This is a genomic window from Acinetobacter sp. CIP-A165 (assembly GCF_000367985.1).
Lineage (GTDB): Bacteria > Pseudomonadota > Gammaproteobacteria > Pseudomonadales > Moraxellaceae > Acinetobacter.
In genome coordinates this window covers 658,718-674,446 of the sequence record NZ_KB849202.1, presented here as the reverse complement: position 1 = coordinate 674,446, position 15,729 = coordinate 658,718, and the positions used below count along the sequence as shown (strand labels likewise).

Genomic DNA, 15,729 nt, shown 5'->3' with positions numbered 1-15,729 from the left:
GATATGGCTGAAGTACTTCATCACGATAACCACGGACACGACGGTCATCACGAACATGATGATACCGATATAACGGTCTTTGGTTTCTGGACATATTTGATGAGTGACTTGATCCTTTTCGGATCACTCTTCATCGCATTTGCTGTATTAAGCAGTCATATTCCACCTGGTACACCTAGTGCATACGACTTATTCCATGATTCTTTGGGATTCGTATTAGCTGAAACCTTTGCACTCCTTATTTCTTCTGTGACATTTGGATTTGCAGTACTTGCATCTTATAAAAAGAATGTTAACCAAGTTCTTTTATGGTTAATCATTACTTTTATTTTTGGTGCAACGTTCATTGGGATGGAAATCTATGAATTCCATCACCTTGTTCATGAAGGTTATGGCCCAACTAAGAGTGCATTCTTATCAGCGTTCTTTACTTTGGTTGGTACACACGGTATCCACGTAACCTCTGGTTTAGTGTGGATGATCGTACTCATGTATCAGATCAAGAAGAACGGTTTGACACTACCGAATACACGTCGTCTTGCTTGCTTAAGCTTGTTCTGGCACTTCCTTGACATCGTTTGGATCTGTGTATTCAGCGTAGTTTACTTACTGGGAGTTCTCTAATGAGTAGTCATGATCATAATGCTGCTGGCGCATCACACGGTAATGTAAAACAATACACGGTTGGTTTTATCCTTTCTGTCCTACTCACCATCATCCCTTTCGGGATGGTGATGGCTGGCGGTTTCAGTCGTGGCGTTTTAGTTACAGTAATTGCAATCACTGCCGTAGCTCAGGTACTTGTACAACTTGTGTACTTCTTACACATGAATACATCATCTGATCAACGTTGGAACCTTATTGCATTTATCTACACAATTTTATGTATCGCTGTACTTCTAGTCGGTTCTGTGTGGATTATGAATTATCTACATTACAACATGATGATCTAAACTGATTGACATGTTGAAAAAATACTTATTCCTGACTAAGCCAGGAATTCTCTTCGGTAATTTCATTACCACCTTGGGCGGCTTTTTTCTAGCCGCCCAAGGCTCTATAGACCTCTTCTTATTATTATTGACCTTAATCGGAACAACATTCGTGGTTGCTTCTGGTTGTGTTGTAAATAATGTAATTGATCAAGACATCGATCAAAAAATGCAACGCACCATGAACCGTGCACTTGTTAAAAAAACAATCTCCTCTCCCATTGCATTACTTTATGCATTGGTACTTGGTCTGATTGGCTTTAGCATTCTATGGTTTTATGTCAATGCTTATGCTTTTTTATTCGCAGTTATTGGTTTTGTGGTCTATGTCGGTTTTTATAGTTTGTGGACGAAACGTACCACAATCCATCAAACCGTGATTGGTAGTATTTCTGGGGCGAGTCCTCCTGTTATTGGTTATACGGCTGTTAGTCATCAATTCGATATGGCTGCCCTTTTGATTTTTGTTGCATATGCTTTATGGCAAATGCCACACTCATGGGCAATCGCAATCTATCGCTTTGACGATTACAAAAATGCAGGAATTCCTATTTTACCTGTAGCTCGTTCTATTCTTCGAACGAAAATAGAATCACTCATTTATGTGGTTTTATTTACGCTGGCGATGAATGCACTGTATGTCTATGGATACACCAATGTTATTTTTCTGGTGATCTGTAATGCACTTTGCGTGTACTGGTTCTACATTGGTATTTTAGGGTTTAAAGCTGAGAACGATCAGCTTTGGGCAAAACGCTTCTTCCTATTTTCAGTGATTTTAATCACTGTGATTAGTTTAAGTTTTAGTTTTACTTTCAACAGCCCTGCACCTTTCCTCCCAATTTTTTAAAAAGATAGAGATCAGCTCTATCTTTTTATTCGCATATCTAGGCTTTACTGCCTTACTTCACGCCAAACGACGAATATCGCTTGCGATTTCAACTAAACCTGTCTAAAATCGCAGCTTCGCAATTTGCGACTTAACTTTTTAAGTTATGACTCCTTGCTTCTAACATTGTTGTTAGGGGCTGTTTAAACCGTAAGGAGCTGACAATGCGTCATTACGAAATCGTACTTTTAGTACACCCAGATCAAAGCGATCAAGTTGTAGGTATGGTAGAACGCTATATCTCTCAGATCAAAGAAGCTGAAGGTCAAATTCACCGTTTAGAAGATTGGGGCCGCCGTCAATTGGCTTACCCGATTAACAAAATTCATAAAGCGCACTACATTCTTATGAATGTTGAATGTGGTCAAACGACTCTTGATGAATTAGAGGAATTGTTCCGTTATAACGATGCAATTATTCGTAACATCATTATTCGTCGTGAACACGCAATTACTGAAGAATCTTTACTTGCGAAAAGTGCTGAAGAAAAACGTGCGCGTAAAGCTCAACGTGAAGAAGCACAACACGTCACTCAAGAAGCTGAATAAGGAGAACCTCAATGGCACGTTTTTACCGTCGTCGCAAGTTCTGCCGCTTTACAGCTGAGAAAGTTGCGTACATCGACTATAAAGATATCGACACTTTAAAACAGTACATTACTGAAAACGGCAAGATTGTTCCTAGCCGTATTACAGGTACTAAAGCTCGTTATCAACGTCAATTAGCATTAGCTATTAAACAAGCTCGCTATTTGTCTTTGATTCCGTACACTGACAACCATAAGTAAGTGAGGTGAGCTGTGGACGTTATCTTATTACAACGCATTAAAAATCTTGGTAAATTAGGCGACAAAGTATCAGTTAAAGCTGGTTACGGTCGTAACTTCTTGATTCCTCAAGGTAAAGCAGTAGCTGCTACTGAAGCAAATACTTCTGCTTTTGAAGCACGTCGTGCTGAACTTGAGAAACAAGAAGCTGACATTTTAGCTTCTGCAAATGCACGTGCTGAACAATTGAACGAAGTTAATATCGTTATCACTGCTAAAGCTGGTGATGAAGGTAAACTTTTCGGTTCTATCGGTACTCGTGATATTGCTGATGCTTTAACGAATGCTGGTCTAGTTGTAGACCGTGCAGAAGTTCGTTTACCAAACGGTGCGCTTCGTCACACTGGTGAATTCAACGTCGCAATTCAATTGCATCATGATGTTGTTGCTGAAGTTCTCGTTACTATCGTATCTGAGTAATTTCTGCAAAAAAAAGAGCATGTTTTACATGCTCTTTTTTTATGCCTAAAAAATATAAAGAACATTCAACTTTAATTATGATTTGATAATCACCCATCTATAATATAGGGTTAGATATGCAAAAGAAAAACCGTTTAATTGCTTTGATACTCGCTATGTTTTTAGGATTGTTCGGAATAGATCGTTTCTATCTCGGCAAAAAAACCAGCGGTATTTTAAAATTGATTACCTTTGGTGGTTTAGGCCTGTGGTGGTTTATCGATGCCACCCTACTCCTCCTTGATGCTTTCCTCTATTCTTTGGGTAAAGACAATGGCTTTGTCAAAGATGCTCGCAAAAATGATCTTCGTTATGGTCTTTCTGCTTATCGCTTAAAAAATGGTAAATTCGTACCAGACTGGTTTGCAAGCTCTTAAAAACAGAATCGCATTATGCAATAGCAGAAGTGACTATCTATTATGCTATTGCATCACTTACACAATTTTCACTGAATTAAATTTTCCAGATCAACTTCATTTGGATTAAGATAGTCACTCGTTAGTGTTTCATCTTTTTATTAGGTCTTGTTATGTCACAGGCGAATGCCAATTTTACAAAAAATCCTCCAAAGACAGAGAGTAAAATGAGTGACTCAGGTCAACTAAAGGAATTCCGTACCCCACCCCATAACCTTGCCATTGAGCAAGCGGTATTAGCCGCATTGATGACGGTTGCTGAATCATTCGAACAAGTCAGTGACTTACTCAAAGAAAATGATTTTTATGCAACACGCCATAAATACATCTATCGTGCGATTGAGAAACTTGCCCAAGAAAACTCGCCTTATGATGCCGTTTTAGTCAATGATTGGTTGCTCAAACAAAATCTACTCGATGCAATTGGTGGTGAAGAATATTTAATGCAATTGATGGCAGACTCGCCTTCAAGTTTTTATAATCTTGAAACCTATGCCAGCAAGATCAAAGAGTTTTCGACTCTACGTACAATGATCAAAGTAAGTACAGATATTCTGCAAAATGCTTACGATACCAAAGGTCGTCCTGTCAGTGAAATCCTTGATCTTGCTGAAACTCAAATCTTTTCATTGGCAGAACAACACAATAATAATAAAAAAGATTCAGGTCCTAAATCGATTAGTTCAGTGACAGCCGATGTAATCATGAAACTCGATGAACTTTCTAAATTAGAAGGAAGTATCACAGGTTTAACTACAGGCTTCTTAGAACTGGATAATAAAACCTCTGGGATGCAAGCTGGAGATTTAATCATTGTTGCAGCGCGTCCATCGATGGGTAAAACCACATTTGCCATGAACTTGGTTGAAAGTGTTTTACAATATAATCGATTGCCTGCTCTGGTTTTTTCTATGGAGATGCCAGCCGACTCGATCGCCATGCGTTTGATTTCTGCGATGGGGAAAGTCCATCAAGGACATTTACGATCAGGTAATCTTGATGCAGATGAATGGACCAAAGTCACAGGTACAATTTTGCAGTTACAACAAATGCAATTGTATATTGATGACTCCTCTGCCTTGCCACCAACTGAACTAAGAGCACGTGCACGACGTATCGCCAAAATGCATGATGGCAAAATTGGCTGTATCATGGTCGACTATTTACAGTTGATGAAAGTCCCGGGCATGGGAGATAACCGTGTCGGCGAGATTTCTGAAATTTCTCGAAGCCTGAAAGCCTTGGCAAAAGAAATGCAATGCCCTGTGATTGCACTGTCACAGCTTAACCGTAGTTTGGAGAACCGACCAAACAAACGCCCTGTTATGTCTGACTTGCGTGAATCTGGTGCCATCGAGCAGGATGCTGACTTAATCATGTTTATTTACCGTGATGAAGTCTATAACAAAGAATCTAAAGAGGCAGGTACTGCTGAGATTATTATCGGGAAACAGCGTAATGGCCCGATTGGTTCTGTCCGTTTAGCATTTGAGGGTCAATACACTCGATTTAGCAATCTATCACCAGAATTCTATGCGCAATATGATAACGATGAATAATAGTTGATTTAATACCTGCTTTATATACTTTTCCAAGTCGTCCCAAAGGAGAAATCAGGGTGCGCCAAGCAACAGTTTATATTGACAGTTCTGCGCTGCAATATAATTTAAACCGTGTCAAACAACTTGCTCCACATTCAAAAATTGTAAGCATGGTTAAAGCCAATGCTTACGGACATGGAATCAAAGACTGCTTAGCCGCCTTAGATCGCACAGATGCTTTTGGTGTCGCCTGCTTAGAAGAAGCAATTGAAATCAGGCAACTTGGATACACTCAACCCATTACGTTAATTGAAGGCGTTTTTTCTGAAGATGAAATGACGCATGTGATTCAATATCAACTTGAATGTATGGTTCATCACGCTCAACAAGTTGAATGGTTGATAGCACATAAAAATACTTATAACGCACTTGGCTTAAAAGTTTGGATAAAACTAAATAGCGGTATGAATCGTTTAGGTTTTAAAAGCTCTGAAATTATACATGTGATCCATCGTTTAAAGGCGGAAGGTTTCAATTGTGTATTGGCCATGCACTTCGCCAACGCAGATGCAGACCACGCTTTAAACGAACAGCAAATAGATCAGTTTCTACAAGTAAAACAAGCTTGTGAGCCGATCATGGCTTCTTGCTGTAATTCTGCGGCTATCTTTAAATATCCTGAATTACATTTCGATTTTGTCCGTCCGGGAATCATGCTTTATGGTGCAACGCCATTTGCTGATAAAAACGTACATACACTTGATTTAAAACCAGTCATGACCTTTAGTGCTGAAATCATTGCCTTAAATCATATTCAACAAGGTGAGCATGTCGGTTATGGTTCTAGTTTCACTGCGGCAAAAAATATGAAAATTGCCATCGTTTCTGTTGGTTACGGCGATGGATATCCGCGTGCTTATCTAAAACCAAACGTCGTTGCGATTAATCAACAACTTGTTCCAGTTGTCGGGCGTGTCAGCATGGATATGCTCGCAATCGACGTAACTGGCATTGAGGCAGAAATAGGCACCCGAGTTGAACTTTGGGGTAAGCATCGCTTAGTCGATGATGTTGCAGATGCCAATGGCACTATTGGATACGAACTACTGTGTCGTTTAACACAAAGACCATCTCGGCGGACAAACCCGTAACCAAATACGCCTTGTGCTCTTTTTTCGTTTTATCTTTAATACGGTTTTGACGATTTAAACGAAAAAAAGCATGTTGAAATTTATTTACGATAATCCACTCTATAAAATGCCGTTTCAGCAATTTGTTCTCTTTCTAGCACGAATTTCACTCGGCATTTTCTTTTTCACAACGGGTTTCAATAAACTTTTCGTTGAGAAAAATAAATTAATTATGCTAGAGACGATTATTGATGCAGGCATTCCATTCCCTGAGATGATGAGTAGCTTTGTTTCAGCTACGGAAATGTTAGCAGGCTTCTTGCTAATTATTGGATTATTTACACAAATCGGCAGTATTCTCTTATTTATCATTTGTCTTACTGCACTCTACACGGTTGGAATTCACACGATTCCGCCCAATCTAGATTCCATCAGCTGGCTCAGCTGGTTTTTTTATATTCACGATTTTCTATATATGCTGATCTTAGCGATCCTGATTACATCTAAATCTCGATTTATGTCCTTGGATCATATCCTAAACAAAAAATTTGCGTCTTAAGCTAAAAATACTACACAAAATAAATGTTTATTCAGGTGAACTGGTACTTTCAGATCTTTATAAACCATAATCATTTGTTGGTTCAGGTAACTCTTGCAAACCACGGCGCAAGGTTTCAGACCACTGTTTACTGATCTGGGTGAAATAAGGATCTTCTTCATTGATACGCTTGGCAGCAGGGCTTTTAAAACTATCCTTATGATAAACCAAAGCATCTAAAGGCAAACCAACAGAAACATTGGAACGTAAGGTTGAGTCAAAAGAAATTAATGAACAGCGTAAACCTTCGCTTAAAGGCATCGTATAGTGTAATGCGCGATCTAAAATGGGTTTGCCATATTTGCTTTCACCAATTTGAAAATATGGTGTATCTGTTGTTGCGCGAATAAAATTACCCTCAGGATAGACATTATAGAGCTGTATATCTTCACCCAAAATTTGACCACTCACCAAAATACTGCATGAATAATTCATTTGCTCATGTGTATTGCTCGTAATATCTTCTAAAACACGACGTAAGGTTTTACCAACCAGTTCAGCAACCTCAAACATGGTATTTACCGTATACAGGTTTGGCTCTTGGTTTAAAGTTAAAGTATTTTGCAAGTGCCCAACAACCGCTTGAGTGGTTGCCAAATTGCCTGCTGTTTGCAGTGCAATAAAACGCTCGCCCTCGACACCAAAGGTATGCAATTTACGAAATACAGAAATATGATCGACCCCTGCATTGGTTCGAGTATCGCTAATCAACACTAAACCTTGCTCTAATCTTAATGCACAACAATAGGTCATCTTTCTCTCTTTACATTCAACAAGCCAATACCTGAACAGTAGACATCATACTTTCAACGCCACCTTGTTCACGCACACCACGAATTGGTGCAACATCTAGATAATCACGTCCAACTGCAACGTAGATATGATTCTGAGGTGTAAATATTTGATTACTTACATCGAAACAATACCATTGATTATCTAAAAAAACCTCTGCCCATGCATGACTGGCAAGGTGTGGTTGATTTCGATCGTATAAATATCCCGAAACATACCGTGCAGGTAATTGTAGTACACGACACATCGCAATCAATACATGTGCATGGTCTTGGCAGACACCTTGACCTGCATAAAATGCATCTATTGCAGAGGTTGTGACTGATGTACTTTGTGGTTGATAAGAAATTTGCTGTAAAATTTTCTCTGATAAAAGAATCAAATGTTGACGATCTTTAACTTTAACCACTGAATGAGCAAAGTCCGACATGGCTAAATCACAACAAGTTATTGCGGTACGCTGCTGAAAAAGCATTGGGGAAATATCACTTTCAAAATAACCGAGTTCAGTATCCAATAAATCAACAATCCCCTGTGCCATAATTGTTAAATAACGATAATCATGACGTTGAGTCGCTGTAATCCATAAATTATTAAAAGCATCCCGCTTGCATGTGTATTGTCCTGGCACACTCACATGCCAAGTCTCAACAATTTGATGCTGAGAACTTTGGGGCATCATTTTTATAGACTGCACACTGTTTCGTGCAGTCTCGGTATAACGATAATGAGTTTGGTGATTCACCATTAGCTTCATGAGCTTACCTCAAATTGATTTTCCAGCGTATAAGTAAATGCATAAAACTGATTTAAATAAGGCTGATCTTTCAATATCTCCCAACTCGGCTTTAAATCGTCCCAACCTAAATGAAACAACCGTTCAATGATGGGTTCGACCGTATTAAGCACATGATTAATATTATGCTGAAAACGGAAGTAGGTATCGATTCGTTCTACGTTCTGTCCAATATGTAGGAATAAGCAAATTTCCTCTTGCTCTGTTTCTAAAATTGCACAACATTGCTTCACTATATCACCAATTGCTAAAGCATCAGATGGTGCATTTTTAATGAGATGATTGAGTTCCGCATAAGCTTGAGCCGATAATAGCCCTCTTAACTCCTGAATATTATCACGCGCAATCTCAAGCTGACTCAACAATGAATAAGGCTGCTTTCGATCCAACATAAACTGATTTAAACTTTCAGCATCATCAATCTGCAAATAAAGCGCTTGAGCAAATGCCGCTGCTTGCTGATCATTAGCTAATGGCAACTGACGTACAACATGATCAATTCTAAATAAATAACGACCCAACCAGTAAATATGTTGGGCATTTGAGCGAAGTAAAACCATACATGTCCTCCCTTATATATTTTAAAATCATCTAGAACACATCCCGATAAAATACAGTTCTGTGTTTTAGACTAAAGCACTGCTAGGAAGACCGTTAAGAAGGTAATGTTTCAACCACCCATGTATCTTTGATTCCTCCACCTTGAGAAGAATTAACAACCAACGAACCTGCTTGCATAGCGACACGGGTTAAGCCACCAGGAACGATTTCAGTGCGATAAGGTGAGCTTAGTACAAAGGGACGTAAATCAATATGTCGTTCTGCCACACCATCAGATGTCAGTGTAGGTGCAACGGATAGTGCTAAAGTTGTTTGTGCAATATATAAATGCGGCGCTTCAATAATTTTTTCTCTGAATGCCTCAATTTGTTGTTCATTTGCCTGAGGACCAATTAACATGCCATAGCCGCCTGAACCTTGCGCCTCTTTTACCACCAATTTCTCTAGATTGCTTAACACATAATCAAGCTGCTCAGCATCACGACATTGATAAGTCGGAACATTATTCAAAATTGGCGTTTCACCTAAATAGAATTGAATCATCTGATCCACATAGGGATAGATAGACTTGTCATCTGCCACACCTGTTCCCGGCGCATTGGCAATCACCACATTATGTTGTAAATATGCCGCCATAAGGCCAGCAACACCTAAACAACTATCGGGTCTAAAAATCAATGGGTCTAAAAACTCATCATCTACCCGACGATAAATCACATCAACTTGTTGACGGCCACGAATCGTTTTGACATAAACTTTATCATCCTCTACAAATAAATCTCGACTGGTCACCAAGGGAACATCCATTTCACGCGCTAAAAATGCATGCTCATAATAGGCACAATTAAATCGACCCGGCGTTAAAACAACGATTAAGGGATGATCAACATATGCATTTTCTTCTAAAATTTCTCGTAACACGCTTGGAAAGTGCTCGATCCCTTGTAAATTATTACTTAGGCACAAATCTGGCATCAGCTTTTGACTAATTTTACGACTCTCGATCATATAAGACACACCAGAAGGTGTTCTTAAATTGTCCTCAAGAACAAAAAAATCGCCTCGACCATCTCGAACAATATCAATACCACTGATTTGTGAATAAACCTTACCTTTTAAAGCATGCTTTAACATATGCGGTTGGAAAGCCTCATGTGTCATCACTTGCTGTGCAGGGATCAAACCCTCTTTTAAAATATTTTGTCCGTGATAAATATCGTCTAGAAAGTAGTTCAACGCTTTGACTCGTTGCGTACATCCTGCTGCGATCTTTTCCCACTGTTTTTTTTCAATGACACGCGGGATCAAATCATAAGGAATGGTTCGCTCTACCCCTTCTTGATCGGCATAAACATTAAAGGTAATACCTTGATATAAAAAATGTTGTTTTGCCTCAGCACCGAGTGCTTTTAAGTCATCAAGACTATGCAGGCTCAACCATTGCTCAATTTTTCTTGATGCTTCACCATTAAAACTTTCATCGTCTAACATCTCATTAAAAAATTGTGACTTTAGTTGCTCAAATAGATTTTTTTTGACATTGAGCTGTTGAGTAAATGTAGATGAATGTACCGAGACTGTCGCTACTTGATCTGGAGCGTAATAGTCTGTGCTGATATCTAGGTTGTGTTCTTGTTCTGACATATAAACCTCGCTTCATCGTTTATTTATTCATAAATCAAATAAGCAATTTCAGTGCCATTCATATAAAAAGCTTCTTTTTTGATCAGATTTAAAATATTTAAACAAGTTTGGGTACATTTCAGTCGTAAATACGTAATCTAAATATGATGGGCTTGCTAAATAGATATAGTTTTTTTATTGTGTCTGCTTTAGATCATTAAATTACGTACCCAGCTTATGTCATCCATACAAGAAAAAGAAACCTCAAATAGCCTTTATCGCCAATGGCAAATTTTATCTCGTCTCTCCACAGGAAAATGGATGGGCACCCGTGAATTACAAGAAATCTTAGAGCGTGAAGGGATTGAAATCAGCCTCCGTACAATTCAACGCGATTTAAATCAAATCGCACAACGCTTCCCGATTGAAAGCAATAAAACCGTACCCCAAGGATGGCGCTGGCGTTCAGATGCCCCTATCCAAAGCTTGCCACATATGACCAGCTCACAAGCAGTGACTTTTATGATGGTAGAAGAACATTTACGTCACTTACTTCCCCCAAGTTTACTTGAGGAAATGACTCCTTGGTTTGATCTGGCAAAACGTAGTCTCTCCACTCAAAACAACGTTAGACAATGGATCAACCGCGTTCGTATTGTCCCTGCCAATCAACCATTAATTCCACCTATGGTGGATAAGCACGCGCAACAAGCAATTTACGAAGGGCTACTACAAGACAAGCAAATTGAGTGCATTTATCGAGCAAGAATCAATCAAGGTGAAGATAAGAGCTATATTCTTAATCCTTTAGCTTTGGTCCAAAAAGGTGCTGTGATTTATTTGATCTGTACACGGAATGACAAAACCGATGTACAAACTTTTGCTTTGCACCGTTTTAAAGCAGCTACAGTATTAGATAGCCGCGCACTACATCCTGTAAATTTCGATATTGATAGCTATATTGATTCTGGTGCGCTGGGTTTCCGCGTTGATTATAGTAAAGCAACTGAGCTCGTTGAACTGAAACTCACCATGACTGAAAGTACCGCTCAAAGTTTCTATGAGAGTCAGCTAAGCAAAGATCAGGTCATTCAGCCTCTAGAGGAAAATATCGTTGTGGTTTGTGCCACTGTTCCTTTTACCTCGCAACTGGTGTGGTGGTTAAGAAGTTTTGGTAAAAAGTTATTAAATATTGAACCAGCGGTTGTTTATAATGCGGTGAAGGAAGAATAATCCAACTAAAAAAAGAGAACCACTTGGTTCTCTCAAACTTTTTAGAATTTTTTATTTAGAAATAAGCTGATTTTTGTTCTATTAAAATAATCAAACCAATTCTTTCCCCCCATGCGATCAGAATTGGTTTGTGCCATTTCATCACTAGAATATAATTCAGCATCGGCATGCTAATTCATATCCATTGTAGCGAATCGTTTTCATGGTCATTATTAAAACCCTCTTTGTTTTGAATGTAAAAACAATATAACGAGGATTATAGAATCTGTGAAATAACAAAGATGGGATTCAAAAGCTGATTTTTTGCTATTAAACTTTTTACATACATCCCTTTTTTCTCCCGTCGGGAGAAATACAAAGCGGCTAAACTATGATGAAAGATATCTATTATCGCTGGTTTTATAAATAGATGTTAAATACACAAAAACTATTCTTGCAATAATGCTTCAAAACCATGTAAATGCGTAAAACGTCCCACATGAACTTGATATTGATCTATGTCAGCTACAAGTCTTTGAAAATGCTCTGACTGAATATGCTGATCTAAAGCAGCTCGATCAACCCATTCTTCAATAAAAACAAAGTGCCCTTTCTGCTTTATATCATGATAAAGATCATAAGCTAAACACCCAGCTTCTGCTTTTGTTTTCTCAACAAGCTCTCGATAAAGTGGTAAAACAATTTCGATTTTATCTGGCTGAATAAAATCTTCGGCAATTAATTTTAATGTCATACAACCCCCCCCCTTATTCAAAAGTTTTCCATAAAAAAACCCTCAAAACAAATTTGAGGGCTTTTTTATCATCGACTCAGCTTATGCTGAAAATGGATGACGTAAAACAATTGTTTCTGCACGATCAGGGCCCGTTGAAACGATATCAATTGGGCAACCAATTAACGTTTCAATACGACGTACATAAGCCAATGCATTTGCAGGCAGTTGATCAATTTGAGTCAAGCCAACGGTAGACTCACTCCAACCAGGCATGGTTTCATAGATTGGCTTTAGGCTTTCAAATGAAATCGCATCTGATGAACCAGCACAGCCAGAATCTACATCTTCATAACCCACGCAGATTTTGATTTCTTCTAAACCATCTAAAACATCTAACTTCGTTAAGCAGATACCTGATAAAGAGTTTACTTCAACTGAACGACGCAAAATCTCAGCATCAAACCAACCACAACGACGCTGACGACCAGTAGACGCGCCAAACTCGTGACCTACTGTTCCTAAATGACGGCCAATCGCATCACCTTGATCTGTCACTGCATCATAGTGCAACTCAGTTGGGAATGGGCCAGCACCAACACGAGTTGTATAAGCTTTGGTAATACCAAGTACATAATCTAAATGAAGTGGTCCCATACCTGAACCAGAGCTCACACCACCAGCAGTTGTATTTGAACTGGTTACATATGGATAAGTACCATGATCGATGTCAAGTAATGAACCTTGTGCACCCTCAAACATGATCGCCTTACCTTCTTTGCGGTAATCATGTAACACTTTAGTCACGTCAATGACCAATGGAGCTAGTACTTCACGCCATTCATTACAAAGAGCAAGTACATCTTCAAACTTCACTTCATCAACGCCATAGAATTGAGAAAGCTGGAAGTTATGAAGCTCTAGCATTTCCTGAAGTTTTTCTTCAAGTAACGCACCACCACGAATCAAATCTGCTACACGCACAGCACGGCGAGCAACTTTATCTTCATAAGCTGGACCGATACCACGACCTGTTGTACCAATTTTGGCATTTCCACGTTTTTTCTCACGTGCTTGGTCAAGTGCAATGTGGTTTGGCAAAATTAATGGACAGTTTGGAGAAATACGGAGACGATCTTTAACAGGTACGCCTTCTGCTTCCAAAATTGCCATTTCTTTGATTAATGCTTCAGGAGATAGAACCACACCATTTCCAATTAAGCATAATACGTTTTCACGTAAGATACCTGATGGAATGAGGTGTAATACAGTCTTCTTACCACCGACCACAAGCGTATGACCCGCGTTGTGTCCACCTTGATAGCGTACGACCGCAGCCGCTTGATCTGTGAGCAGGTCGACGATTTTACCTTTGCCTTCGTCGCCCCATTGGGTACCAAGTACCACAACATTTTTGCCCATAATAGCCTCATTACATCATGCTGTTAAAATTGGAAACCAAGCTGTGAGCTTAGCAATTAAATTTTTTCAATCACCCACTGCCCATTTTGAGACACCATCTGATGGGTCGCATAAGGCACCGAGCTTAAATCATCACTACCTAACAATTGCACCACACGTAGACCTTGGCTTCGGGCATCCGCAATTGCTTTTAATAAATCTTGGTCATGACCTTTAGGGGCAACTAAAGTTTCTATTTCCACAAACTGGGTAGCGCCTAAAGCATATAGGTCACAACTAAATCCTGTTGCTGGACGTGCACGTCCAAAATGCTCACCGATGCCATCATAGCGTCCACCTTGTGCAAGTGGCGCAGCACGATTAGGTGCATAAATGGCATACATTAAACCTGTATGATAGTGATAACTACGCAACTCAATCACATCGATCCCAATATTTAGGTTAGACCATTGTGATTGAATTTGCGCAAATGTTGTTTTTAATGCATCAAACGCATTTCTAAAATCAACATCATTCAAAATATCTTGGCTTAAATGCGTTTGTAAAGCATCAAGATCACTTGCATAACGACCTAATGCATAAAAATCAGCGCCCATTGCTAAGTCTTGGGTAAATTCCTCTAACTCAGGCAATGCTTTACGTTGATATAAATCTGACAGTTGGTTTTCGGTATTTTTATTTAATCCTGCTCGTTTGACCAAGCTGCGGAATAAACCAACATGCCCTAAATCTAAATGAACACCCTCTAAGGTATGCGCATGTTCAATTAAACCTAACATCACATCAATCATTTCAACATCAGCTTCGATGCTGTCATGACCATACAACTCCGCACCTAACTGTAAAGGTGTGCGCGTTGCATTAAAGTTCTGTGCTTTTGTATGTAACACTGTGCCTGCATAGCAATAACGTGCAACACCTTCAACGGGAAGAACATGTGCATCAATACGCGCAACTTGCGGTGTCATATCCGCACGAATTCCAAGCAAACGACCAGATAGTTGATCAATCACTTTGAAAGTAACTAAATCTAAATCTTGATTGGATTCGGAAAGTGAGGACAACGATTCGATGTGTTCAATAAATGGCGTATAGACCAATTGATAACCTCGAACTGCGAGGAAATCTAAAGCTTCTCGGCGCAGAGTTTCAACCACTTGCGCTTGTTCGGGTAATACATCTGCTACCCCGTCAGGGAGCAACCATGTCTCTGAAATGGTCATGTTCAAACCTAAAATCTGTTCACCGTGGAAGCATCCACACAAAAAGCAGCCACATAAAAAAATCGGGTGAATGCCCGATTCAGCGTAGTGTAGCATGAAGATTTATGCGATGCACCTGAGAATTTGAATAAAAACTGCTTATTCCACTCTCTAAAAAACAAACAGATTTTATATAATTAACCAATATTTTCAATAGATTATTGTTATTGATCTGGCTCAAAAAACCAAGTTCGCTTTCCAAAGAACTGCCCAATACCTGAACTATCACCTTGTTTCCAATTCACCTTATTTGATTTTTGAATCGCTTTAATCGCTTGTGTATTGAACGCAAAACAACCTTTTTCTAACATAGCTAGGCGAAGTTTCTCACTTAAACATTAATAAGAAAAAGCTTGGGCAATAAAAACATATATAATAAGTTTGCTAAGAAAAGAAAACATACATTATGAAATACATCTAGCCATCGTTAGGGTAATTCACTAGATTTATTGCATAAATAATATTTAATTAATCGAA

At 39.0% G+C, this 15,729-nt stretch carries 19 protein-coding genes; 11 read left to right on the top strand and 8 right to left on the bottom strand.

What is annotated here, in order from left to right; translation table 11 throughout:
- The first annotated feature begins 3 nt into the window (after positions 1–3).
- The 10 genes from cyoC (at position 4) to F991_RS08645 (ending at position 6,812) form a co-directional block, all read left to right on the top strand.
- Positions 4–624: a cytochrome o ubiquinol oxidase subunit III gene (gene cyoC, locus F991_RS08690; protein ID WP_004670634.1), complete on the top strand. Its 621-nt coding sequence runs from the start codon at positions 4–6 to the stop codon at positions 622–624.
- Entirely contained in the window at positions 624–953 is a 330-nt protein-coding gene (locus F991_RS08685) for a cytochrome o ubiquinol oxidase subunit IV (RefSeq protein ID WP_004670633.1), read from the top strand. The genes cyoC and F991_RS08685 overlap by 1 nt, the downstream gene beginning before the upstream one ends.
- A gap of 10 nt (positions 954–963) precedes the next feature.
- Positions 964–1,842 (top strand): heme o synthase, encoded by an 879-nt coding sequence (gene cyoE, locus F991_RS08680; RefSeq protein WP_004670632.1) that lies wholly within the window; start codon positions 964–966, stop codon positions 1,840–1,842.
- A gap of 203 nt (positions 1,843–2,045) precedes the next feature.
- Positions 2,046–2,429 carry a 30S ribosomal protein S6 gene (gene rpsF / locus F991_RS08675; protein ID WP_004670631.1) on the top strand — a complete coding sequence of 128 codons (384 nt, stop codon included), beginning with the start codon at positions 2,046–2,048 and terminating at the stop codon, positions 2,427–2,429.
- Positions 2,430–2,440: 11 nt separating this feature from the next.
- A complete protein-coding gene (rpsR, locus tag F991_RS08670; RefSeq protein ID WP_004648825.1) occupies positions 2,441–2,668 on the top strand; it encodes a 30S ribosomal protein S18 in 228 nt (75 codons plus the stop codon).
- 12 nt (positions 2,669–2,680) lie between these two features.
- Positions 2,681–3,127: a 50S ribosomal protein L9 gene (gene rplI, locus F991_RS08665; RefSeq protein ID WP_004670630.1), complete on the top strand. Its 447-nt coding sequence runs from the start codon at positions 2,681–2,683 to the stop codon at positions 3,125–3,127.
- 116 nt (positions 3,128–3,243) lie between these two features.
- Positions 3,244–3,543, top strand: coding sequence for a TM2 domain-containing protein (locus F991_RS08660; protein WP_004670629.1), 300 nt, complete (start codon positions 3,244–3,246; stop codon positions 3,541–3,543).
- A gap of 152 nt (positions 3,544–3,695) precedes the next feature.
- Positions 3,696–5,141 (top strand): replicative DNA helicase, encoded by a 1,446-nt coding sequence (gene dnaB, locus F991_RS08655; RefSeq protein WP_004670628.1) that lies wholly within the window; start codon positions 3,696–3,698, stop codon positions 5,139–5,141.
- 59 nt (positions 5,142–5,200) lie between these two features.
- On the top strand, positions 5,201–6,274 hold the full coding sequence (alr, locus tag F991_RS08650; protein WP_004670627.1) for an alanine racemase: 1,074 nt from the start codon (positions 5,201–5,203) through the stop codon (positions 6,272–6,274).
- A 70-nt stretch (positions 6,275–6,344) separates the two neighbouring features.
- On the top strand, positions 6,345–6,812 hold the full coding sequence (locus F991_RS08645; protein ID WP_004670626.1) for a DoxX family protein: 468 nt from the start codon (positions 6,345–6,347) through the stop codon (positions 6,810–6,812).
- Between the two features lie 57 nt (positions 6,813–6,869).
- On the opposite strand, the gene F991_RS08640 is transcribed toward F991_RS08645, so the two are convergent.
- The 4 genes from F991_RS08640 to F991_RS08625 form a co-directional block, all read right to left on the bottom strand.
- Positions 6,870–7,604 (bottom strand): proteasome-type protease, encoded by a 735-nt coding sequence (locus F991_RS08640; protein WP_004670625.1) that lies wholly within the window; start codon positions 7,602–7,604, stop codon positions 6,870–6,872.
- A 16-nt stretch (positions 7,605–7,620) separates the two neighbouring features.
- On the bottom strand, positions 7,621–8,400 hold the full coding sequence (locus F991_RS08635) for a transglutaminase family protein (RefSeq protein WP_004670624.1): 780 nt from the start codon (positions 8,398–8,400) through the stop codon (positions 7,621–7,623).
- Positions 8,397–8,999: an alpha-E domain-containing protein gene (locus tag F991_RS08630; protein WP_004670623.1), complete on the bottom strand. Its 603-nt coding sequence runs from the start codon at positions 8,997–8,999 to the stop codon at positions 8,397–8,399. The genes F991_RS08635 and F991_RS08630 overlap by 4 nt, the downstream gene beginning before the upstream one ends.
- A 94-nt stretch (positions 9,000–9,093) precedes the next feature.
- Positions 9,094–10,644, bottom strand: a complete 1,551-nt coding sequence (locus F991_RS08625; protein WP_004670622.1) for a circularly permuted type 2 ATP-grasp protein — start codon at positions 10,642–10,644, stop codon at positions 9,094–9,096.
- A gap of 216 nt (positions 10,645–10,860) precedes the next feature.
- Here F991_RS08625 and F991_RS17745 point away from each other — a divergent pair, with 216 nt between their 5' ends.
- The gene (locus F991_RS17745) at positions 10,861–11,856 is read left to right on the top strand and encodes a helix-turn-helix transcriptional regulator (RefSeq protein ID WP_004670621.1); all 996 of its coding nucleotides are present in this window, start codon (positions 10,861–10,863) and stop codon (positions 11,854–11,856) included.
- Between the two features lie 427 nt (positions 11,857–12,283).
- On the opposite strand, the gene F991_RS08615 is transcribed toward F991_RS17745, so the two are convergent.
- From F991_RS08615 to F991_RS17480, 4 genes are all read right to left on the bottom strand, one after another.
- Positions 12,284–12,589 carry a putative quinol monooxygenase gene (locus F991_RS08615; protein ID WP_004670619.1) on the bottom strand — a complete coding sequence of 102 codons (306 nt, stop codon included), beginning with the start codon at positions 12,587–12,589 and terminating at the stop codon, positions 12,284–12,286.
- A gap of 81 nt (positions 12,590–12,670) precedes the next feature.
- Positions 12,671–13,990, bottom strand: a complete 1,320-nt coding sequence (locus F991_RS08610) for an adenylosuccinate synthase (protein WP_004670618.1) — start codon at positions 13,988–13,990, stop codon at positions 12,671–12,673.
- A 56-nt stretch (positions 13,991–14,046) separates the two neighbouring features.
- Complete coding sequence (locus F991_RS08605; RefSeq protein ID WP_004670617.1) at positions 14,047–15,213, bottom strand: ATP phosphoribosyltransferase regulatory subunit; 1,167 nt, start codon at positions 15,211–15,213, stop codon at positions 14,047–14,049.
- A gap of 203 nt (positions 15,214–15,416) precedes the next feature.
- A complete protein-coding gene (locus tag F991_RS17480; RefSeq protein ID WP_004670616.1) occupies positions 15,417–15,563 on the bottom strand; it encodes a hypothetical protein in 147 nt (48 codons plus the stop codon).
- Positions 15,564–15,729: the final 166 nt, after the last annotated feature.